Annotated in this window: 21 protein-coding genes; 9 read left to right on the top strand and 12 right to left on the bottom strand. The window is 71.6% G+C overall.

Annotated features, from left to right (window positions below):
* The first annotated feature begins 44 nt into the window (after nt 1-44).
* The gene (locus tag ASE76_RS10785) at nt 45-479 is read left to right on the top strand and encodes a thioesterase family protein (RefSeq protein WP_055838882.1); all 435 of its coding nucleotides are present in this window, start codon (nt 45-47) and stop codon (nt 477-479) included.
* 63 nt (nt 480-542) lie between these two features.
* On the opposite strand, the gene ASE76_RS10780 is transcribed toward ASE76_RS10785, so the two are convergent.
* Nucleotides 543-1406, bottom strand: coding sequence for a metal-dependent hydrolase (locus ASE76_RS10780; RefSeq protein WP_055838879.1), 864 nt, complete (start codon nt 1404-1406; stop codon nt 543-545).
* Between the two features lie 151 nt (nt 1407-1557).
* Here ASE76_RS10780 and ASE76_RS10775 point away from each other — a divergent pair, with 151 nt between their 5' ends.
* Complete coding sequence (locus ASE76_RS10775) at nt 1558-2190, top strand: TetR/AcrR family transcriptional regulator (protein ID WP_055838876.1); 633 nt, start codon at nt 1558-1560, stop codon at nt 2188-2190.
* Between the two features lie 171 nt (nt 2191-2361).
* On the opposite strand, the gene ASE76_RS10770 is transcribed toward ASE76_RS10775, so the two are convergent.
* The gene (locus ASE76_RS10770) at nt 2362-2940 is read right to left on the bottom strand and encodes a peroxidase-related enzyme (protein WP_055838873.1); all 579 of its coding nucleotides are present in this window, start codon (nt 2938-2940) and stop codon (nt 2362-2364) included.
* 170 nt (nt 2941-3110) lie between these two features.
* On the opposite strand from ASE76_RS10770, the gene ASE76_RS10765 reads away from it, so the two are divergent.
* The gene (locus ASE76_RS10765; RefSeq protein ID WP_055838870.1) at nt 3111-4010 is read left to right on the top strand and encodes a DUF3014 domain-containing protein; all 900 of its coding nucleotides are present in this window, start codon (nt 3111-3113) and stop codon (nt 4008-4010) included.
* A gap of 63 nt (nt 4011-4073) precedes the next feature.
* On the opposite strand, the gene ASE76_RS10760 is transcribed toward ASE76_RS10765, so the two are convergent.
* Both ASE76_RS10760 and ASE76_RS10755 read right to left on the bottom strand, forming a co-directional pair.
* Complete coding sequence (locus ASE76_RS10760; protein WP_055838867.1) at nt 4074-4793, bottom strand: haloacid dehalogenase type II; 720 nt, start codon at nt 4791-4793, stop codon at nt 4074-4076.
* 35 nt (nt 4794-4828) lie between these two features.
* Nucleotides 4829-5407 (bottom strand): PAS and helix-turn-helix domain-containing protein, encoded by a 579-nt coding sequence (locus tag ASE76_RS10755; RefSeq protein WP_055838864.1) that lies wholly within the window; start codon nt 5405-5407, stop codon nt 4829-4831.
* A gap of 89 nt (nt 5408-5496) precedes the next feature.
* On the opposite strand from ASE76_RS10755, the gene ASE76_RS10750 reads away from it, so the two are divergent.
* Nucleotides 5497-6327 (top strand): CoA transferase subunit A, encoded by an 831-nt coding sequence (locus ASE76_RS10750; protein WP_055838861.1) that lies wholly within the window; start codon nt 5497-5499, stop codon nt 6325-6327.
* Between the two features lies 1 nt (nt 6328).
* On the top strand, nt 6329-6964 hold the full coding sequence (locus ASE76_RS10745; protein WP_055838858.1) for a 3-oxoacid CoA-transferase subunit B: 636 nt from the start codon (nt 6329-6331) through the stop codon (nt 6962-6964).
* Nucleotides 6965-7093: 129 nt separating this feature from the next.
* Here the strand turns inward: ASE76_RS10745 and ASE76_RS20555 are convergent, their stop codons facing one another.
* Complete coding sequence (locus tag ASE76_RS20555) at nt 7094-7321, bottom strand: hypothetical protein (RefSeq protein ID WP_156362654.1); 228 nt, start codon at nt 7319-7321, stop codon at nt 7094-7096.
* Between ASE76_RS20555 and ASE76_RS10740 the strand changes: the two genes are divergently transcribed.
* Nucleotides 7320-8765: a CoA transferase gene (locus ASE76_RS10740; protein WP_082448312.1), complete on the top strand. Its 1446-nt coding sequence runs from the start codon at nt 7320-7322 to the stop codon at nt 8763-8765. The genes ASE76_RS20555 and ASE76_RS10740 overlap by 2 nt on opposite strands.
* A gap of 211 nt (nt 8766-8976) precedes the next feature.
* Here the strand turns inward: ASE76_RS10740 and ASE76_RS10735 are convergent, their stop codons facing one another.
* Nucleotides 8977-9252 carry a metal/formaldehyde-sensitive transcriptional repressor gene (locus ASE76_RS10735; protein ID WP_055838855.1) on the bottom strand — a complete coding sequence of 92 codons (276 nt, stop codon included), beginning with the start codon at nt 9250-9252 and terminating at the stop codon, nt 8977-8979.
* A gap of 64 nt (nt 9253-9316) precedes the next feature.
* Here ASE76_RS10735 and dmeF point away from each other — a divergent pair, with 64 nt between their 5' ends.
* On the top strand, nt 9317-10336 hold the full coding sequence (dmeF, locus tag ASE76_RS10730; RefSeq protein ID WP_055838852.1) for a CDF family Co(II)/Ni(II) efflux transporter DmeF: 1020 nt from the start codon (nt 9317-9319) through the stop codon (nt 10334-10336).
* 69 nt (nt 10337-10405) lie between these two features.
* On the opposite strand, the gene ASE76_RS10725 is transcribed toward dmeF, so the two are convergent.
* Complete coding sequence (locus ASE76_RS10725; RefSeq protein WP_055838849.1) at nt 10406-11299, bottom strand: LysR substrate-binding domain-containing protein; 894 nt, start codon at nt 11297-11299, stop codon at nt 10406-10408.
* A 127-nt stretch (nt 11300-11426) separates the two neighbouring features.
* Between ASE76_RS10725 and ASE76_RS10720 the strand changes: the two genes are divergently transcribed.
* The gene (locus tag ASE76_RS10720; RefSeq protein WP_055838846.1) at nt 11427-12407 is read left to right on the top strand and encodes a tripartite tricarboxylate transporter substrate binding protein; all 981 of its coding nucleotides are present in this window, start codon (nt 11427-11429) and stop codon (nt 12405-12407) included.
* 7 nt (nt 12408-12414) lie between these two features.
* The gene (locus tag ASE76_RS10715; RefSeq protein ID WP_055838844.1) at nt 12415-13371 is read left to right on the top strand and encodes a succinylglutamate desuccinylase/aspartoacylase family protein; all 957 of its coding nucleotides are present in this window, start codon (nt 12415-12417) and stop codon (nt 13369-13371) included.
* Nucleotides 13372-13431: 60 nt separating this feature from the next.
* Here the strand turns inward: ASE76_RS10715 and ASE76_RS10710 are convergent, their stop codons facing one another.
* The 5 genes from ASE76_RS10710 to ASE76_RS10690 all read right to left on the bottom strand — a co-directional run bounded on the left by ASE76_RS10710 (nt 13432) and on the right by ASE76_RS10690 (nt 20297).
* The gene (locus ASE76_RS10710) at nt 13432-16572 is read right to left on the bottom strand and encodes an efflux RND transporter permease subunit (RefSeq protein WP_055838841.1); all 3141 of its coding nucleotides are present in this window, start codon (nt 16570-16572) and stop codon (nt 13432-13434) included.
* A 4-nt stretch (nt 16573-16576) separates the two neighbouring features.
* The gene (locus ASE76_RS10705) at nt 16577-17704 is read right to left on the bottom strand and encodes an efflux RND transporter periplasmic adaptor subunit (protein WP_055838838.1); all 1128 of its coding nucleotides are present in this window, start codon (nt 17702-17704) and stop codon (nt 16577-16579) included.
* Between the two features lie 20 nt (nt 17705-17724).
* The gene (locus tag ASE76_RS20550; protein WP_156362652.1) at nt 17725-18432 is read right to left on the bottom strand and encodes a hypothetical protein; all 708 of its coding nucleotides are present in this window, start codon (nt 18430-18432) and stop codon (nt 17725-17727) included.
* A gap of 20 nt (nt 18433-18452) precedes the next feature.
* Nucleotides 18453-19775 (bottom strand): TolC family protein, encoded by a 1323-nt coding sequence (locus tag ASE76_RS10695; protein ID WP_055838832.1) that lies wholly within the window; start codon nt 19773-19775, stop codon nt 18453-18455.
* Between the two features lie 171 nt (nt 19776-19946).
* Nucleotides 19947-20297, bottom strand: coding sequence for a hypothetical protein (locus ASE76_RS10690; RefSeq protein WP_055838828.1), 351 nt, complete (start codon nt 20295-20297; stop codon nt 19947-19949).
* Between the last annotated feature and the right edge of the window lie 14 nt (nt 20298-20311).

The following is a 20311-nucleotide window of genomic DNA, read 5'->3' as shown; positions in this document are numbered from 1 at the left end:
CCGGGCACTGCCACACTCCCGCAGCATTCACCCTCACGTCGCCCATGAAGATCGAGATTCCGCAGCAGAAGACATTCGTCCGTTCGATGGCGATCCCGATCCGCTGGGGCGACATGGATGCGATGGGCCACGTCAACAACGCGGTGTACTTCCGCTACCTGGAGACGGCCCGGATCGACTGGATGCAGTCGATCGGCTGCCTGGGCGGGCCCACCGCGGTGGGGCCGGTGATCGTCAACGCGTTCTGCAACTTCTACCGCCAGCTGCGCTACCCGGGCGACGTGGTCGCGAAGCTCTACGTGAGCGATGCGGCCCGCACCACCTTCGAGACCTGGGCCACGCTGGAGCGGGCCGACCAGCCGGGCGTGGTGCATGCCGCCGGTGGCGCCACCACCATCTGGATCGATCCGGTGCTGGAAAAGGCGGTGCCGCTGCCCGACTGGATACGGCGGCTGGTGATGGGCGATACCGCCGAATAATTCGAGCCAAAAGTGCCCGCAGCCGGCGCTCACCGCCGGCCTCAAGCTATCGAAAATATAGCATCAACGCACCGCGCGCCACAGGTTCGCATGCGCCGCCAGCCACTGCGCGGCCAGGGTCTGGGCCGGCACCGCATGCGGGTCCTGCGACGGATGGAAGTCGCGCCGCAGGTACTGCAGCATCGGCCCGGCGCAGCGCCACACCAGCCCGTCGCGCCCCCAGAAGAGCCGCACGCCGTCGATCCAGGTGCCGGGCTTGAACAGCGTACCGTCGTGCCACAGGTTGATCGCCGTCTGCGCGGTGGAATCGATGCCGAAGCGCAGCGCCACGTACAGGTACCACAGCACCCGGTATTTGTAGCTGCCGCCCACGGCCCGGTACAGGTCGAAGGCCACCGCGTTGTGCTCGGTTTCCTCGGCGGCGTGCCAGCGCCAGACGGTCTGCATGTCGGCATCGGCACCCTCCAGCCAGCGGGCGTGGCGCAGGGTGCCGTCGGCCAGCAGGGCGGTGAAGTGCTCGTAGGCGCAGGTCATGGCCAGGGCGTGGCGCGGGTTCGGCTTCAGTTTGCGGAACTTCACGATCCGGTCGGCCGCCCAGTGCTGCCAGCGGTTGACCAGGCCCTGCTTTTCCAGCTGGGCGTTGTAGAGGCCGTGGATATGCCGGTGCGTCGCCTCCTGCCCGATGAAGCCGGCGACCCTCTCGCGCATCGCCGCCTGCTGCGGGCCGGGCGGCAGCAGCGCCGCGGCGTCGCGCACCGAGTCGATGAAGAACTGCTCGCCCACCGGAAAGCTCATCGAGAGCGCATTGAAGAACTGGCTGCGGAACGCGCGGCCGCCGTGCCAGTGGCGGGCGAAGCCGCGCTTCAGGTCGACTTCGAGCTTGCGGACGATCAGGCGGTCGGGGGGGAAGGCGGTGGCGGCGGTCATGCGGGTGTCTCCGGCAAAGAGCCCGCGGCTTGATACAGCCGCGGTTTCTGAGCATTATTCAGTTTTGGGCCGGCGCCGCTACTCGCCTTGTGCTCAGTTTTCAGCGAGGTGCCGATTGAAGAAGACCCCACCGCCAGAAGCCGCGTCCCGCATGCGCAAGCAGCCGACCCAGGCCCGCGCCCAGCGCACGATCGAGACCATTTTCGACGCCACTGCTCAGATTGTGGAAACCGAAGGCGAGGGCGCGCTCACCACCAACCGCATCGCCCAGAAGGCGGGTTTCTCGATCGGCACGCTCTACCAGTACTTCCCGTCGAAGGAGGCGGTGCTGCTGGCGATGATCCACCGCCAGCGCGACAAGGCGCAGGCCGATCTGCAGGCGATGCTCGACCGCGCGGTGGCCGAGCGGCAGCCTATCGCGGTGGTGGTGCGCGACCTGGTTCGGATGCTGGTGAAGGCCTTCGGCGGTGCCTCGCGGCCGCGGCGCGTGTTCATCCGCATGGCCTGGCGTCTCGACGGGCACGACAACGTCACCCAGGCGCTGCGCGAAGGCGCCGACCGCAACGCGATGGCCCTGGGCCAGCTGATCGCAATGGGCGGCGCCCCCGGCGTGCGCCCACCGACGCCCGCGATGATGTTCGTCGTGACCCGGGCGGTGATGGGCGCGATCCGCAGCGCGTCGCTGGAGGATTCGCCGCTGCTGGGAACGCCCGCCTTCGAGGACGAGCTGGTGCGGCTGGTGCTGGGGCTGCTGCAGGCCGATATTCAAGCGAAAAGTGCCTGAGGCCGTTGCCAATCGCCGGCATCGTGCTATTGAAAAAATAGCAGATACCGGCCCAGGTCAGAAGAGGTGAAAGAACCGTAGCGGGCAAGCCCGAGTGTTGCGAGGACCGGGAGCCGTAATTTGGTGCTGCGAGGACCGCAGCGGCGCAGTCTGGCTGCGCAGTGGATTATTTCACTTCTTCTCTCGCGGCACCCGGCCCAGCAAGTAGAACTCGGGGTTCGGCTGCATGCCGGTGACGCTGGCGATCCGGTTGGAGAGGCCGAAGAACGCGGTGATCGCGGTGATGTCCCAGATGTCCTCGTCGTCGAAACCGTGGGCGTGCAGGGCTGCGAAATCCGTGTCTTCCACCGCATGCGACTGGTCGCAGACCTTCATCGCGAAAGCCAGCATCGCGCGCTGCCGCGGCGGTATGTCGGCCTTCAGCCAGTTGACCGCCACCTGGTCGGCCACCAGCGGCTTCTTCTCGTAGATGCGCAGCAGCGCGCCGTGGGCCACCACGCAGTAGAGGCAGCGGTTGGCGGCGCTGGTGGCGGTGACGATCATCTCGCGGTCGCCCTTGCTCAGGTGGCCGGTGTCCTTCTCCATCAGCGCGTCGTGGTAGGCGAAGAAGGCGCGCCATTCAGCCGGCCGCCGGGCCAGCGCCAGGAACACGTTGGGCACGAAGCCCGATTTCTCCTGCACCGCCAGGATGCGGGCGCGGATGTCGTCCGGCACGTCGGCCAGGGCGGGGAGGGGGTAGCGGTCGGTCATGGTCGTCGTCTCCTGTCGTTGTGGGGGCGGGGCGCTTCGTCCGGCGCGCCTGCCGTTACCCATTGTCGCCATGGCGGCGACCGGGCGAGACACTTTCGCGTGGGCCGGCGGCTAGGATGTTCGGGGCTGCGCCGCCGTGGCCCGGTCCCAGAAGCGTTCAGGAGAGATCTATGTCCGACAGAGAATTCCGGCCGCCCGCCGAAGGCTCCGGTGCCTGGAAACCGGTGGTCGCGCTGGTGGTGGTCGCCGCGCTGGCCGGCGGCGGCTGGTGGTATTGGCAGCAGCAGAACAAGAGCGCGCAGCCCGACCTGCCGCCGCAGGCCGCCGCGCCGGGCGAGGTGCCCACGCCGCCCAAGCCGCCGCCGCCGCTCTCGCCGGCCGGCCCCGAATTCCCGGTGGAGCCGCCAGCGCCCGAGCCGACGCCGCTGCCCGAGCTGGCCGTGTCCGACCCGGCGGTGAAATCGGCGCTCGACGAGCTGCTGGGCGCCAAGGCGGTGCTGCAGTTCCTGCAGGTCGACGGGTTCGTGCGCCGGGTGGTGGCGACGGTCGACAACCTGCCGCGCGAGCACGCCGCTTCGCGGATGTGGCCGGTGCAGCCGACCGGCCAGCGCTTCGCCGTCGCCGGCGCGCCCGGTGCGCAGACGATCGCGCCCGACAACGCCGCCCGCTACACGCCGTTCGTGCAGCTGGCCGAATCGGTCGATCCGGCCAAGGCGGTGGCGGCCTACCGGCGCATGTACCCGCTGTTCCAGCGTGCCTACGAAGAGCTGGGATTCCCGGCGCGCTACTTCAACGACCGCCTGGTCGCGGTGATCGACCACCTGCTGCAGACGCCCGAGCCCACCGGCCCGCTGGCGGTGCGGCTACTGGAGGTCAAGGGCGAGATGGCATCGGAGCGGCCCTGGGTGCGCTACGAGTTCGCCGATCCGGCGCTCGAAGCCCTGTCGTCCGGCCAGAAGGCCCTGGTGCGCATGGGCCCGGAGAACGAGCGGCGGCTGAAGGCGAAGCTGCGGGCGTTCCGTACCGAGCTGACCGCATTCGCGCAGGCCAAGGAAGCGGCGAAATCCTGAGCAGGCGCGGGCGGCTGGCAAGCGGTGCCGGCGCCTGCCGCACTGCGAATCAGGCCGGGGGCATCAGGCGCCCAGCTGCCGCGCCAGGTCTTCGAGATCGGGCGCCTGCCAGTCCCATGCTTGCTCGGGCACCAGGTCGGTCGTCTGCGCCGGCCCGTGCTCGGTCGGCCGCACCACGAAGGCGGTGCGCAGCCCGCATTGCCGGGCGGCGACCAGGTCGCCGTTGTGCGCGGCCACCATGCAGACCTGCCCCGGCGGCAATCCCAGCACCTCGGCGGTGCGCAGGTAGGCCTCGGGCGCCGGCTTGTACGCCTGGGCCACCTCGGCGCCCAGGATCGCGTCCCAGGGCAGGCCGGCCCGCTTGGCCATGTCGAGCATCAGCCGGATGTTGCCGTTCGACAGCGGCGCGACGATGAAGCGCTGCCGCAGGCGCGCCAGGCCGGCGACCGCGTCCGGCCACGGGTCGAGCCGGTGCCACGCCAGGTTGAGCGCATCGATCTCGTCGGCCGGCACGCGGGCCGGGTCGATGCCGAACTGCGGCAGCACCGCCAGAAGGTTCTCGCGGTGCAGCACGTCCAGCCGCACGAACGGCCGGCCGCCGGTGCGCACCACCTCCATCGACGGCGCATAGCGGGCGCGCCAGGCATCGGCGAAGGCGGCGGAGTCGGTGCCCGGCGCATGGCGCCGCAGGAAAGGCACGGCCTCGCGCACGATGCCGCCGCGCCAGTCGACCACCGTGCCGAACACGTCGAACACGAGGGCCTGGATATCGGGGGTCTGCATGGCGGGTGTCTCCTGGTCGTGGGGTCGAAAGCGGGTCAGCCGGCCATCAGCCGCTGCACCAGGTCGGCGGCGCTGGCGGCGCCGTACTTGCGCATCAGCCGCGCCCGGTAGAACTCCACCGTGCGGTGGCTGATGCCGAGCGCGCGGCCGATCTCCTTGGACGTGCGGCCGCCGGTGGTGAGGTGGGCTGCCACCTCGCGCTCGCGCGGCGTCAGCTCGGCCCGCACCGCGCGGCGGGCGCTCAGGTCCTCGAAGCTCCAGATGCCGGCGGCATGCGGCCGGGCGCGGTCGAAGGCGCGGCCGGTCACGTGGCACCAGAAGGTCTCGCCCTGGCGGGCACCGGCCACGCGGCGCATCACCCGGTCGTCGGCATAACGGCCGGCGGCGTTCATCACCGGGGCGATGCGCGCGCCGGCGCGCTCGTACTCGTCGGCGCTCGGGTAGAGGATGCGAAACGACTGGCCCACCAGCTGCTCCCGCGCCGCGCCGAACATCTCGCACAGCTGCTGGTTGCAGTCGACGATCGCCCGGTCGCGCGAGAGCACCAGGCCCAGCGGCGCCAGGTCGAACGCCAGGCGGTAGTCGACATCGGGCAGGGCGGACGGCGCGGGCATGCGGGTATGCGCTTAAGCGCTTCTACGTAATGGCATGCGTAGTATCGTAGCGGGCAGATCCGGATCGTCATCCGTCACAAGGAGTACCCGTGAACAAAGTCTTTCCCACCGCCAAGGCGGCGCTGCAGGGCGTCGTGCAGGACGGCCAGCTGATGGCGGTCGGCGGCTTCGGCCTCTGCGGCATCCCCGAGGCGCTGATCGAAGCGCTCAAGGACAGCGGCACCAAGGACCTGACCGTCATCTCGAACAACGCGGGCGTCGACGGCTTCGGCCTCGGCAAGCTGCTGGAGACGCGACAGATCAAGAAGATGATCTCCAGCTACGTCGGCGAGAACAAGGAGTTCGAGCGCCAGTACCTGGCCGGCGAGCTGGAGCTGGAGTTCACGCCCCAGGGCACGCTCGCCGAGAAGCTGCGCGCGGGTGGCGCCGGCATCCCGGCCTTCTTCACCAAGACCGGCGTCGGCACCCAGGTGGCCGAGGGCAAGGAGCTGCGCGAGTTCGGCGGCGAGACCTACGTCATGGAGCATGCCCTGCTGCCCGACGTGGCGCTGGTCAAGGCCGACGTGGCCGACAAGTCCGGCAACCTGCGCTTTCGGCTGACGGCGCGCAACTTCAACCCGGCCGCTGCCATGGCCGGGAAGGTGTGCATCGTCGAGGTGGAGCGGCTGGTCGAGGTGGGCGAGATCGCCCCCGACGACGTGCATCTGCCCGGCATCTACGTGCACCGCATCGTGGTCAACCCCACGCCCGAGAAGCGGATCGAGAAGCGCACCCTGAGCGCCGCGGCCCCGGTCGACGTGGCCGCCGCCAAGGAGGAAGCCCAGGCGGTGATCGCCCAGGCCGCGGCCGTCGGCGCCGACGAGGTCGCCGTGCCGAAGGTCGACGTTCCCGCCCAAACCACCAAGACCGAAGGAGCCTGACATGCCCTGGACCCAAGACCAGATGGCCGCACGTGCGGCGGACGAGCTGGAAGACGGCTTCTACGTGAACCTGGGCATCGGCATTCCGACGCTCGTCGCCAACTTCACCGGCGACAAGGAGGTGTGGCTGCAGAGCGAGAACGGCATGCTGGGCATCGGCCCGTTCCCGACCGAGGAGACGGTCGATGCCGACCTGATCAACGCCGGCAAGCAGACGGTGACCACGCTGCCGGGCTCGTCGATCTTCGGCAGCCACGACAGTTTCGCGATGATCCGCGGCGGCAAGATCAACCTCTCGATCCTGGGCGCGATGCAGGTCAGCGAGAAGGGCGACCTGGCCAACTGGATGATCCCCGGCAAGATGGTCAAGGGCATGGGCGGTGCGATGGACCTGGTCGCCGGGGTGAAGCGTGTCATCGTGCTGATGGAGCACGTCGCCCGGAAGAAGGACGGCACCGAGGACCTGAAGATCCTCAAGGACTGCACCCTGCCGCTGACCGGCGTCGGCGTGGTCGACCGGATCATCACCGACCTGGCGGTCATGGACGTGGTGCCCGAGGGCCTGAAGCTGGTGGAGCTGGCGCCGGGCGTGACCCGCGAGACGGTGCAGGCCAAGACCGGCGTGGCGCTGATCTGACCCTTGCCGGGAGCCGCGTCGCGGCTCTTCGGGCGTCGGGGAGGCGAATGGACGAAGGGCCCCGTGCTTCGCAGCACGGGGCCCTTGTCGGATGGCCGGCCCGCCGGAGTGGAACCGAAGCCGAAGCGTTTAGCGCAGGCCGAAAAACGACAGCACGGCAACGACGACGACGACCAGGCCCACGATGTAGATGATGGAGTTCACGGTGCAGATCCTTTCGTTTTTGAATGACTCGATTGTGTCGAGGCGCAGGACCTGGCCGGTGGGACACGGCGGCCTCGTGCTGTAGGACCGCACTGATGAAGTGGTTATCCGGCCGCGCACCGCGACATCCGGTCGGTAGAAAGGTGATTCCATGAACGCGACGTTTCCCCTACAAACTCCGGCCAGCGGCCCCACCGGCGGCACAGCCGCGTCGCCACCGCCCACCGCCGCCGTCACCACTGCGCTGCTGCAGACCGCGGGTCTGCCCGTCGAACTCGCCGCGCAGGCGCTGCTGACCGGTGCCGATCCGGTGGTGCCCTCGTCCTTCGCCGTCGGCACCGCCGCGCAGGCCAGCATCGCCGCGGCCGCACTCGCGGCCAGCGCGCTGGGCCAGGCGCGCGGGCTGCCGCCGCAGCGGATCGCGGTCGACATGCGCCATGCCGCTGTCGAGTGCACCGGCTGGTTCAGCATCGACGGCACCGTGCCGCCGCTGTGGGACGCTTTCTCGGGGCTCTACCAGGCGGCCGACGGCTGGGTGCGGGTGCACGCCAACTTCGCCCACCACCGCAAAGGCGCGCTCCGGCTGCTGGGCCTGGACCCGGCGACGGCCCAGCGCACCGATGCCGAGCGCGCGATGCAGTCCTGGCGCGCCATCGATTTCGAGCAGGCCGCCGCCGATGCCGGCATGGTCGCCACCGCGTTGCGCAGCTTCGCGGAGTGGGACGCCACGCCGCAGGCCCGCGCGATCGCCGCCCAGCCGCTGTTCACCCTCCGCCGCATCGGCGACGCACCGCCGCGCGCCTTGCCGCCCCTGCCGGCGGGGGCGCGTCCGCTGCACGGCATCCGGGTGCTGGACCTGACCCGCATCCTGGCCGGCCCGGTCGGCGGACGGGCGCTGGCGGCCTACGGCGCCGACGTGATGCTGGTCAACGCGCCGCACCTGCCCAACATCGACGCCATCGCCGACACCAGCCGCGGCAAGCGCTCGGCCCATGTCGACCTGCGCGCCGAAGCGGGCCAGGCCACGCTGCGGCGGCTGGCGGGCGAGGCGCACGTGTTCTTGCAGGGCTACCGGCCGGGCGGCCTGCAGGCGCGGGGTTTCGGGCCCGAGGCGCTGGCGGCGATGCGCCCGGGCATCGTCCATGTCTCGCTCAGCGCCTACGGCACCCAGGGCCCGTGGGCCGGCCGCCGCGGATTCGATTCGCTGGTGCAGACCGCCACCGGCTTCAACCATGCCGAGGCCGAAGCCGCCGGCAGCGCCACGCCCAAGGCGCTGCCGATGCAGATCCTCGACGAAGCGACCGGCTATTTCATGGCGCTGGGCGCATCGGCCGCGCTGGTGCGGCAGCAGGAGGAGGGCGGCAGCTGGCATGTCGAGGTGTCGTTGGCGCAGACCGGCCACTGGCTGCGCAGCCTGGGCCGGGTGGCCGGCGGACTGGCGCAGGCGATGCCCGGCGCGGCGCCGTATGTGGACACCGTGCCGTCGGGCTTCGGCACCCTGGCCGCGATCCGACACAGCGCGCAATTCGAAGCGACACCCGCCGGCTGGGATAGGCTCTCGGTGCCGCCGGGAACCGATATGGCGCAATGGGACTGAATTCGAAAGAAGAACGGCTGTAGCCGGCTTGTGGAGCCGACTGGATGCTATCGATTCGATAGCTGTTGCCGGGTCGCCCGTTGTGCCTAGAAGGTGCGAAAGAACCGTAGCGAGCAAGCCCGAGTGTGCGGCGAGGACCGGAGCCGTACGTCTGTACGGTGAGGACCGCAGGCGCTCAATCGGGCTGCACAGTAGGTTCTCTCGCACCTTCTCACCGCAGGTAGGACCGCAGCACGCCCAGCACCGCATCCAGTTCCGCCTGGCGCTCGGGCAGCGGGGTGCCGTCGTCGGCCAGGTGCTCGCGCAGATGGCCTTCCAGCACCTCGGCCATCAGGCCGTTGACGGCGCCGCGCACCGCGGCGATCTGCTGCAGCACCGGGCCGCAGCCGGCATCGGCGACCAGGGCTTTCTCCAGCGCCTCGGTCTGGCCGCGGATGCGGCGCACCCGAGCGAGAAGCTTCTTCTGGTCGCGGATGGTGTGGCTCATGGTGCGGGCATTCTCGTCGGGGGTACTGGGGGGGAGTATATTCGCCGGCCTTGGAGGAACCCGAATGTCTGCCCTGCACGCTACCCCGCCGCCGCCCGCCGGCGCATCCTGCGCCCATGCCCATCGTTTCGACGCGGTCGACCCGCTGGCCGAGCGCAACACCCGCCGGGCGGTATGGCTCACCGCGGCGATGATGGTGGCGGAGATCGCGGGCGGCTGGATCTTCAACTCGATGGCGCTGCTGGCCGACGGCTGGCACATGGGCTCGCATGCGGTGGCGCTCGGCCTCTCGGCCGCGGCCTATGCGGCGGCACGGCGGATGGCGAAGGACCGCCGCTTCGCCTTCGGTGCCGGCAAGATCGAGGTGCTGGGCGGCTATACCAGCGCCCTGCTGCTGGTGGGCGTGGCGGTGGCGATGGTGGTGCAGTCGGTCGAGCGGCTGCTCTCGCCGCTGCCGATCCACTACGAGCAGGCGATCGGTATCGCGCTGGTGGGGCTGGTGGTGAACCTGGTCTGCGCGCGGCTGCTGCATTCCGGCTCGCACCGACATTCGCATGACCACGACCACGACCACGACCACGACCACGACCACGGTCATGGACACGGACACGGACACGGACACGACGAGCATGACAACCACGGCCACGATCTCAACCTCCGCTCCGCCTACCTGCATGTGATCGCCGACGCCGCCACCTCGGTGCTGGCGATCCTGGCGCTGGTCGGGGGGTGGATCTGGGGCTGGTCGTGGCTCGATCCGCTGATGGGTATCGCCGGTGCGGTGCTGGTGGCCGTCTGGGCGTGGGGCCTGCTGCGCGACACCGGCCGGGTGCTGCTGGACGCCACGAGCGATCCGGCGCTGGTGCAGGAGGTGCGGGAGGCGGTGGCCCTGGCGCCCGAGCCGGCCACCGTCACCGACCTGCATGTCTGGCGCGTCGGCAAGGGCCGCTTCGCCTGCATCGTCGCGCTGCAGACGGCGGTGCCGGTGGCGCCGGAGGTGTTCCGCCGGCTGATCGCGGTGCACGAGGAACTGGTGCACATCACCGTCGAGGTGAATACCGGCGGCGCCCTGCAGCCGGGCTAGCGCCGACCGGCGCGGACCGCCGTTGCCCCGGCCCAAAGGCTGGGCGATGGGAAGGCCGGGGTGGGCGGCCTATGCCCGCGCCGCCGACTGCCACACCGCCTCGCCCAGCGGCGACAGCCGGCGCTTCGGCCGGTACAGCCGCACCTCGAACCGGATCTCCATCGACTTGGTGCCCGCCAGCGCCAGCCGGCCCGCCTTGCAGTCGGCCTGCACCATCGACCACGGCAGCCAGGCCACGCCCAGGCCCTTGAGCGCGTATTCGGCCAGCGCATCGGCCGAATCGCATTCGATGCAGCGCTGCAGCGGCGGCAGGCGGGTGTTGTGCGCCAGGAAGTCCTCCTGCAGCCGGCCCATCGCCAGGGTGGGGCCGTAGGTCAGCAGCGGCACGGTCCCGGCGTGCTGCAAGGGGAACACCGGGGCGCCCCGCGCGTCGGCGCGGCAGACGGGGACCAGCTTCTCGGAGGCGAGCGTGACGTGCGCGAACTGCCGGCCGTCCAGCTGCACCGTGAGCGCCGCGTGGTGGTAGACCAGGGTGAAGTCGGCCTCGTTGCGCTCCAGCAGCTGCACCGCGTCGGCCAGGCTGCGGGTCAGCACCCGGACCTGCGCGTCGCGCACCAGCGGATGCAGCCGCACCAGCCAGTCGGCCAGCACGGTGCGCGCCAGGGTGCGGCCGGTGGCGATGGTCACGGTGCGGGCATGGCGGCCGGCGGCGGCATGCAGCTCGTCGCGGGCGCCTTCCAGTCCACGCACCATCTGCCGGGCGGTGTCGAGGAACAGCGTGCCCGCGGCGGTCAGCCGGACCGGGCTGGCGCCGCGCTCGACCAGCTCCATTCCCGTCCAGCCCTCCAGCGCCTGGATGCGGCGGCCGAAGGCGGGATGGGTGACATGGCGCAGCTCGGCCGCGCGGCTGAAGCTCAGGGTTTCCGCGAGGGTGACGAAGTCCTCCAGCCATTTCAGTTGCATGCCGCCGCTCCGCAGGAGAAAAAGCCGATGAATGTGCCATATCGGCATGAAGTTGTGCCGAAGAAGCACATAAGCGCATGTTCGCCGCTTCCAGAATTCGACCACCACACCACCCACGGGATTCCGCATGAAACATTTCCGACTCGCCGCCGTATGGTCCTGCGTGCTGAGCAGCTGCCTGGTCGCGGCCGCGCCCGCCCTCGCGGCCGACGCGTATCCGTCCCGGCCGATCACCCTGGTGGTCGGCTATCCGCCCGGCGGCAGCACCGACCTGGTGGCCCGCACCCTGGGCCAGGCGCTCGGGGCGAAGCTGGGCCAGTCGGTCGTGGTCGAGAACCTGGGCGGCGCCGGCGGCTCGATCGGCGCGCAGAAGGTGGCCTCGGCCGCGCCCGACGGCTACACGCTCCTGGTCGGCGCCAACAACGAGATCGCGATCAACGCGCTGGTGAAGAAGTCGGTGCGCTACTCGCTGCGCAACTTCACCCCGCTGGGCATGGTGGGCTCGCAGCCGCTGGTGCTGACCACCACGCCGGCGCGCGGCATCAGGAACGCGGCCGATCTGCTGAAGATCGCCAAGGAGCAGCCGGGCAAGCTGACCTACGGCAGCTCGGGCGTCGGCACCTCGCTGCACGTGGCGGCCGAGATGGTCAAGCAGCAGGGCGGCATCACCATGGTGCACATCCCCTACCGCGGCACCGGCCCGCTGACGACCGACCTGCTGGGCGGCAGCCTGGACGTGGGCGTGTTCGTGCTCTCCAGCGCGCTGCCGATGATCAAGAGCGGCAAGCTGGTCGCGATCGGCACCACCGAGGCCAAGCGCTCCGCCGCCACGCCCGACGTGCCGGCCCTGGCCGAGACGCCGGCGCTCAAGGGCGTGGACATCAGCGTCTGGTTCGCCCTGATGGGCCCGGCCAACCTGCCGGCCCCGATCGCCGACAAGCTGAAGTCGGCCCTGGCCGAAGCGCTGCAGTCGCCCGAGTACCGCAAGAGCATGGAGGCCGCGGGCTCGGTCGTGCCCGACAAGCAGCCCGACCTGCTGCCCTATCTGAACTCGGAGATCGAGAAGTACCGCAAGATCGTCCAGTTCGCAGACATCAAGGACGAGTGAGCACCGCATGACATTCGAACTCGACACCCCCGACATCGGCGCCTGGCGCGAAGGCAACGTGGGCATTCCCGGAGTCTGGCGTTTTCACGCCGAGCAGCCCGGCCGCAACGTGATGATCACCGCGCTGGTCCACGGCAACGAGCTGTGCGGCGCCTGGGCCTTGAAGGGCCTGCTGGAAGCCGGCCTGCGCCCGCGCCGCGGCAGCCTGACGCTGGCCTTCTGCAACCTGGCTGCGTTCGACACCTTCGATCCGTACAACCACGACGCCTCCCGCTTCCTGGAGCAGGACATGAACCGCCAGTGGTCGGACGACCGCATGGCCGCCGCCGACACGGCCGAGCGCCGCCGCGTCGCCAAGCTGGCGCCGGTGGTGGCCCAGGCCGACTGGCTGCTCGACCTGCACTCGATGCACGAGCCCAGCCCGCCGCTGACGCTCACCGGCATGGCGCCCGAGAACGTGGCGCTGGCGGTGCAGATGGGCGCGCCGATCCACATCGTCGTCGATGCGGGCCACAAGGACGGCGTGCGGATGCGCGACTACGGCCGCTTCGGCGACCCGGCGGCGATCGCCGGCGGCGTGCGCTCGCTGCTGGTGGAGTGCGGCTACCACGGCGCACGCTCCAGCCGCGACGTGGCGCAGGACCAGTGTGTCCGCTTCCTGGCGCTGTCGGGCATTTTCGACGACGGCGAATGCGACCGCCTGCTGCCCGGCTGGCGCCTGCCGGACGCGCCCGAGCAATGGGTGCTGGAGGTCACCGAGGGCGTCGTCGCCCAGACCGACACGGTGCGCTTCAGCGAGCCGTTCCAGGGGCTGGAGGTGATCGCGAAGGCCGGTACCGTGATCGGCGAAAACGATGGCCCGATCCGCACGCCCTACGACGACTGCGTGCTGGTGATGCCCTCCCTGAGGCAGGCCCGCACCGGCGTGACGGTGGTGCGTTTCGCCCGGCGCCGCAAGGCCTGACGAAAGGAGGAAGAGGCCGCAGCGGCGGCCCCTTCCCGGCGCCTTCTCTCTCGCGCAGTATCAGAACGATTCCGCCGCGCCGCTGCGTGCCAGGGCCTCCACCGGCTTCTGTCCCCACAGCCGCACCATCGCCGGCGTGACGAAGGCGTCCAGCAGGGTCGAGGTGACCAACCCCGAGAAGATCACCACCGCCACCGGGTAGAGGATCTCGGTGCCGGGCATCTCGGCCTCGAACAGCAGCGGCGCCAGCGCCAGTGCCGCGACCAGGGCGGTCATCAGCACCGGGGTCAGCCGCTCCAGCGAGCCGCGCAGCAGCATCGGCGTGCCGAAGGCCTCGCCCTCGGTCGCGCACAGGTTTGCGTAGTGCGACACCTTCAGAATGCCGTTGCGCACCGCGATGCCCGCCAGCGTGATGAAGCCCACCAGCGCCGCCACCGACAGCGGCTGGCCCGACAGCCACAGCCCCGCCACCGCACCCACCAGCGCCAGCGGGATGTTGGCCATCACGATGCCGGCCAGCACCGCCGAGCGGTAGCGGGCATACAGGATCAGGAAGATCAGCGCCACCGAGCCCAGCGACAGCAGCCCGATCAGCCGCGAGGCCTCCTCCTGCGCCTGGAACTGTCCGCCCAGCGTGACGAAATATCCGGCCGGCAGCGACGTCTGCGCGAGGGTGGCGCGGATGTCCTCCACCACGCTGCTCAGCGCCCGGCCCTGCACGTTGGCGGACACCACGATGCGCCGGCGGCCGTCGTCGCGGCTGATCTGGTTGGGGCCGTCGGTCTCCTCGAAGCTCGCCAGCTGCGTCAGCGGGATCCGGCCGCCGGGCGTGTCGATCACCAGGCCCTTCAGGCCTTCCATGCCGCGGGAAGATTCGCGCAGCCGCAGCACCAGCCAAAAGCGGCGGGCGCCCTCGACCACCTGGGTCACCCGCTCGCCGTCGACCAGCATCTGCAACTCGCGCAGCAGTTGCCCCGGGGCGATGCCGTAGCCCAGCGCCCGGTCGTAGTCGACCCGCACCTGGATCTGCGGGGTGAGCACCTGCTTCTCCACCTCCAGGTCGGCGATGCCGGGGATGCCGGCCAGCCGGGCCCGCAGCGCCTCGGCCTGTCCGCGCAGCGTGTCCAGGTCGTCGCCGAAGAGCTTGATCGCGATCTGCGAGCGCACGCCCGAGAGCATGTGGTCGATCCGGTGGCCGATCGGCTGGCCGATGCCCTTGGCGCCCGGCAGCGGGGCGATGCGGGCGCGGATGTCGGCGTAGACCGCGTCCAGGGACCGGTCGCTGCGCTTCAGCTTCACGTCCAGCTCCGACACGTGCACGCCCTCGGCATGCTCGTCGAGCTCGGCCCGGCCCGAGCGGCGGCCGACGTGCACCACCTCCGGCACGCCGCGCACCGCCTGCTCGGCCAGCGCGCCGATGCGGCTCGATTCGGCCAGCGTGGTGCCGGGGTCGAGCCGCAGGCCCACCAGGGCGGTGCCTTCGTTGAACGGCGGCAGAAAGGTGGTCGGGAACAGCGGCACCGTGGCCGCCGCCACCACCACCGCGACGCCGGCCGCGGCCACCCAGCCGGCGGGCCGGCGCAGCACGCCCGCCAGCAAGCCGGCATAGCGCGCCTTGACCCAGGCCTGCACCCGCGTGTCGCCGTGGTCGAGGTTCTTCAGCCCCGGCAGCCACCAGGCGGCCAGCACCGGCGTGACGGTGACCGACACCACCATCGACGCCAGCAGCGACACGATGTAGGCCACCGCCAGCGGCTGCATCAACCGGCCCTCGATGCCCGGCAGGAAGAACAGCGGCAGCAGCACCAGCACCGTGATCGCGGTGGCGTAGACGATGCCCGAGCGCACCTCCAGCGTGGCGCGCGCCACGAGGGCCAGCGTGTCGCCGACGGTGGGCTTCTCGCCGTGCGCGCCGGCCTTCTGTCGCGCCTCCTTCATGCGCCGCACGATGTTCTCCACGCCCACCACCGCGTCGTCGACCAATTCGCCCAGCGCGATGGTCAGGCCGCCCAGCGTCATCGTGTTGATCGACAGGCCCAGCCAGCGGAACACCAGCACCGTCGCCAGCAGCGACAGCGGTATCGCCACCAGCGAGATGGCGGTGGTCCGCAGGTTCTGCATGAAGAAGTACAGCACCACCGCCACCACCACCGCGGCGGTCGTCAGCTTGCCCTGCAGCGTGCCGACCGAGGCCTCGATGAAGCTGGCCTGCCGCATGGTGACCACCGGGGTGCCCATGCCGGCCGGCAGGCCCGGCTGCATCTCCTGCAGCGCAGCCTCGATCCTGCGGGTGAGGGCGACCGTATCGGCCGCGGGCTGCTTTTGCACGCCCAGCACCACCGCCGGCTGGCCGTTGAAGCCCGCGTCGCCGCGCCGGATGGCGGGCGCGAACGCCACCTCGGCCACCTGCGACAGCTGGATCGCCCGTTGCCGGCCGGCCTCGCCCTTCCAGGCGACCGGCAGGCGCTGCAGGTCTTCCAGCCGCGTGGTGCGGCCGATGTTGCGGATCAGGTACTCCCGCGCGTTCAGCTCCAGGAAGCCGCCGCTGGTGTTGGCCGAAAAGCCCTGCAGCGCGGACGAGACCTGCTCCAGCGTCACGCCCAGCGCGGCCAGCTTGGCGGTATCGGGCTGCACCTGATACTGGCGCACATCGCCGCCGATCGGCACCACCTGCGCCACGCCGGGCAGCGTCAGCAGCCGGGGCCGGATGACGAAATCGGCCACCTCGCGCACCGCCATCGGGCTGATCTTCTGCGGATCGATCGGCAGGGCCAGTAGCATGATCTCGCCCATCACCGAGCTGACCGGGCCCATGCCCACGTGCTGTACGCCGGGCGGGAACTGCTCGCGCACAACCGCCAGCCGCTCGGAGACGAGCTGCCGCGCGCGGTAGATGTCGGTGCTCCAGTCGAAGGTCACGTACACGAAGGCCAGGCCCACGCTGGAGACCGAGCGCACCGCCTCCACGCCGGGCAGCCCGCCCATGGCGGTCTCCAGCGGGAAGGTGATGAGCTGCTCGACCTCTTCGGGGGCCATGCCGCCCACCTCGGCCTGCAGGGTGACGGTGGGTTTGTTGAGATCGGGGAACACGTCCACCGGCATGCGGCCGAGGGTGAAGGTGCCCGCCGCCATCAGCACGACGGCGGCCAGCAGCACGAACAGGCGGTGGGCCAGAGAGGCCCGCAGGATGCGGTCGAACATGGGCCTACCTCACCTGGTTGAGCAGGGGCGCGGCCTGAGTCACCACCCGGTCGCCGGGCCGCAGGCCCTCCAGCACCGCGATGGTGGCGCCGTCGAGCGGCACCTGCCGCACGGTGCGCGGCACGAAATGCTCGGCGGCGGCCTGCACCCACACCGTGTCCTGGTTGGCGGCACTGCGTACCAGGGCCGAGGCGGGCAGCGCGAAGCCCTCGACCCGCTCGGTCGTCTGCACCGACAGCCGCACCGGCTGGCCCACCGCCAGCGGCACCTCGGCGTTGCCGGCGGTGCGGAACTGCAGCGGGATCGCGCCCTCGCGCAGCATCCGGCCCGCGCCGCTGAAGACCAGCGGAATAGGCGTGCCGGGGCCGGTGTCTGTGACCGCCAGCACCTGGGCGCCGGCCACCCGGGCGGCCAGCGACGCGTCGAACGCGCGGGCCTCGACGATCAGGCGGGCCGGGTCGACGATCTCGAACAGCGTGTCGCGCGCATCGACCACCTGGCCTGCGACGACGTCGATGGCCGCCACCACGCCCGCCACCGGCGCGCGCAGCGTTTCCTGCGCACCGACGCCGGCACCCACCGCGGCCAGCCGCTGGCCCAGGCCGGCGGCCTCGGCGCGGGCGGCCTCGATGTCCTTCTGCGGCACCGTGCCTTCCAGCTGCTCCAGCCGGGCGACGCGGCTGCGCGCCACGCCCAGGTTGGCACGCAGCTCGGCGGCCAGGGCGACCTGGTTGGCCGCCTCCAGCGGAGCGGCGCTGCTGCGGACCACCGCCAGCACCTCGCCGCGTGCCACCGCCTGGCCCAGGCGCGGCAGGCCGCGCGGGCTGGCCTCGATCCGGCCCGGCACGGTGGGCTGCACCTTGCCGCCGGCCGAAGGGTCGGCCATGACGCGGCCGTTCAGCTCGACGGTGCGGGGCAGTTGCCGGCGCTCGGCCAGCGTGGTGCGCAGCTGCAGCGGTCGCTGGCTGGACTTGGGCAGGAACACCGTGCCGTCGGGCAGGCGGCGCGGGCCGTCGCCGTTGGCGATGGAGGGCGCGGCGTCGTGGCTGTGGCCCGCATCGGCCCGGGCCGGAGAGGCGCCGCCGGCCAGCAGGCCGAGCGCGAGAAGGGGGAAGAGGATGAAGCGTGTCATGGTCGACTTTCGTCAGGTGTTCAGGTGCCGGCGGGGGCGGCCAGGGCGTGGCCGGTGCGGCGCGCACGGCGCCACAGAACGCAGGCCAGCAGCAGCGCGGCGGCCGCGGCGGCGATGCCGATCCACGCGCTGCGCGGCAGGTGCGCGGCGCCGCCTTCGTCGCGGTGCGCCGCGGCATCGGCTCCGGCGGGCAGGCGGGTCTCGATCTGCTCGGCATCGCTGCCGGCGGCCACGGTGAAGCGCACGACCGTGTCGGCCGGCGCGGCGTCGAGGCTGTCGTGGGCCCAGCGGTAGCTGCCGTCGGGCTGCGGCGCCGCGGTGCCCGAGGCGCTGCCCAGTTCGACGATGACCTGCGCATCGGTGACCGGCGTGTTGGTCGCGTAGTCGTCGAGGTAGAGCGTCAGCGTGCCGTGGTCGCGCAGGGCGGTGATTTCGAGGTGTTCGCCGCGTGCCGAGACGCGTGGCGTGGCGCCGTCGGGCGTGGTGAAGGTGGACACTGCGGCGCCGGGGACGGCAGGAGCGCCGGTCGCGGTTACGGCACCGGGGCCGCCGGAGGTCTTGCCCGCGTCGGCCGCCGGTATGGGGGCGGCCGGCTGGCTGCGCGGCGCTGCCTCGCCGTGCGCTGCGGCCCGCTGGGCCGCCGTGGCGAAAAATGCTATGAAAAATATAGCTAGAAGCCGGCGTGCCGCGCCGGCTGCAGGCACTTCGGGCTTTGAATTGGTGGACATGGCGGTTCCTGGAAGGATGTTCATGGCAGCTGGCCGAGGGACTGGCGCAGCTGGGCGCGGGCGCGCAGGGTGTCGGCCTGTGCACGGGCCAGGGCGCGGTCGGCCTCGTACTGCTCGTTCTCTGCGCGCAGCCGGTCGGGCAGGCTGCTTTCGCCCAGGCGGTAGGCCCGGGCGATCAGCGCCTGCGCCTCGCCGCTGAGCCGGGCGCGCTCGGCGGCCTCGGCGGCGGCGCGCTCGCTGGCGGCCAGGGTGTCGCGGGCGGCGGCCACCTCGGCGGCCACCTGCCGCAGCGTCGCGTCGTAGGCCGCGTCGGCCAGCGCGAACTCGGCGCGGGCGGCGGCCTGTCGGGGGGCGTTGCGGTTCTCGGTCGCCAGGGGGATCCGTAGGGTGACGCTCAGGGCCGTCTTCGATCGGTCGCCGAACGCCTCCCGCTCGCGGCCCATGCCGACTGCCACCTCAACCGGATCGCGGCGGTCGGCGTCGGTGAGGGCCAGCCGCGCCTGGGCGGCGCGCAGCCGGGCAAGGGCGGCGCGCAGGGCGGGGTGCTCGTCGGCGGGCATGGGCATGCGCGGATCGGCTCCGGGCGATGGCGGCCGCAGGGTTGCTGCCGCTGCAGCGCCGTCGTTCGGGCTGCTCGTGCGCGTTCCGGTGGCGGTGCCGGTGGTGCCCGGCGCGCTGCCCGGGGCTGGCTCGTCCTCGGGCGGCGGCACCTCGGTCAAGGCGGTCAACGCCGTCCATCGCGCCAGCAGCGGCGCCACCTGGCGCTGCGCGTCGGCCACGTCGCCCGCAGCCTGGCGGCGTAGCGCCTCGGCCTGCAGGTTCTCGACCCGCGCCGATTCGCCCGCCCGCACCCGGCGGGCCACGTCGTCGGCCAGCACGCCGGCCTGGGCGCTGCGCCGCTCGGCGGTGCTCTGGGCGATGCGGGCCAGCGCCACGTCGGCGACGAGGGCGCGCAACTCGCCGGCCAACTGCAGCCGGGCGGCGGCGACGCCGTCTTCGTAGGCGGTGCGGTCGGCCTCGACCGTGCGGCGCGTCGCGTCGCGCACTCCGGGGTTCCAGAGCGGTACCGCGACTTCGCCGTCGAGGTCGCGCCGGCCGTCGTTGCGCTGGAGCCGGTCGCTGCGCTGGCCGATGCCGACCGTGGGCGGTCCGGCGAAGGTGGCACGGGCGGCGCGGCTCCGGGCGTCGAACTCGTCGCCCCGGTCGCGCTGGCTGCGGGCGTCGCCGCTCAGCGCCCAGGCGGCGTCGAGGGCACCGCGCAGGCCGGAGGCTGCGGGTTGGGCGAACGCCGCGAGCGATACCGTGGCCAGCGCTGCGGCGGCGATGGCGCGACAGGCCCGCAAGCGCGCGCGAAGGAGGGCAGCCGCCGTGGGCGACGTGCCGAGAAAAGGCGCCGCGCTGCGGCACCCGGAAAAAAGGGGCATGAGGGTTCTCCGAAGGTCATGGAAACGACGACTTCGGCGAACCGCAACCAGGCGGCAGATGGGACGGGAATGAGGGGTTGCGGTCCGCCGTCAGGCGGCGGACCAGCGGGGACGTTCGATGGCGGTGCCGGCCCAGTCGGGCGGGAACTGCACCAGGGCGATGCGCGGCGCGGCGGCGACCCGGTCGGGTGCCGGCAAGGCATCGCCGGCCGGCGCGGCCAGGTGCGACAGGCCGTGGCAGGCATGGCCCACCGCGCAGCAGGCCTCGTGGCTGTCGGCCGGCACGCTGCCGTTGCCGGCCGCGCCGGTCGGCCCGGCTGCGGCCACTCTGCTCGGCTGCACGCCGGCCGGCAGCTCGTCGTGGCAGAAATGCGCCGCGGCCCAGCTCGCCTGCAGCAGCAGGGTGCAGGTGAGCAACAGGGTCAGGAGGCGGCGGATCATCGGAGGCGGATTGT

The sequence above is a fragment of the Xylophilus sp. Leaf220 genome, from assembly GCF_001421705.1.
Taxonomy (GTDB): Bacteria; Pseudomonadota; Gammaproteobacteria; order Burkholderiales; family Burkholderiaceae_C; genus Xylophilus.
This window is presented reverse-complemented; position numbering and strand designations above follow the sequence as displayed.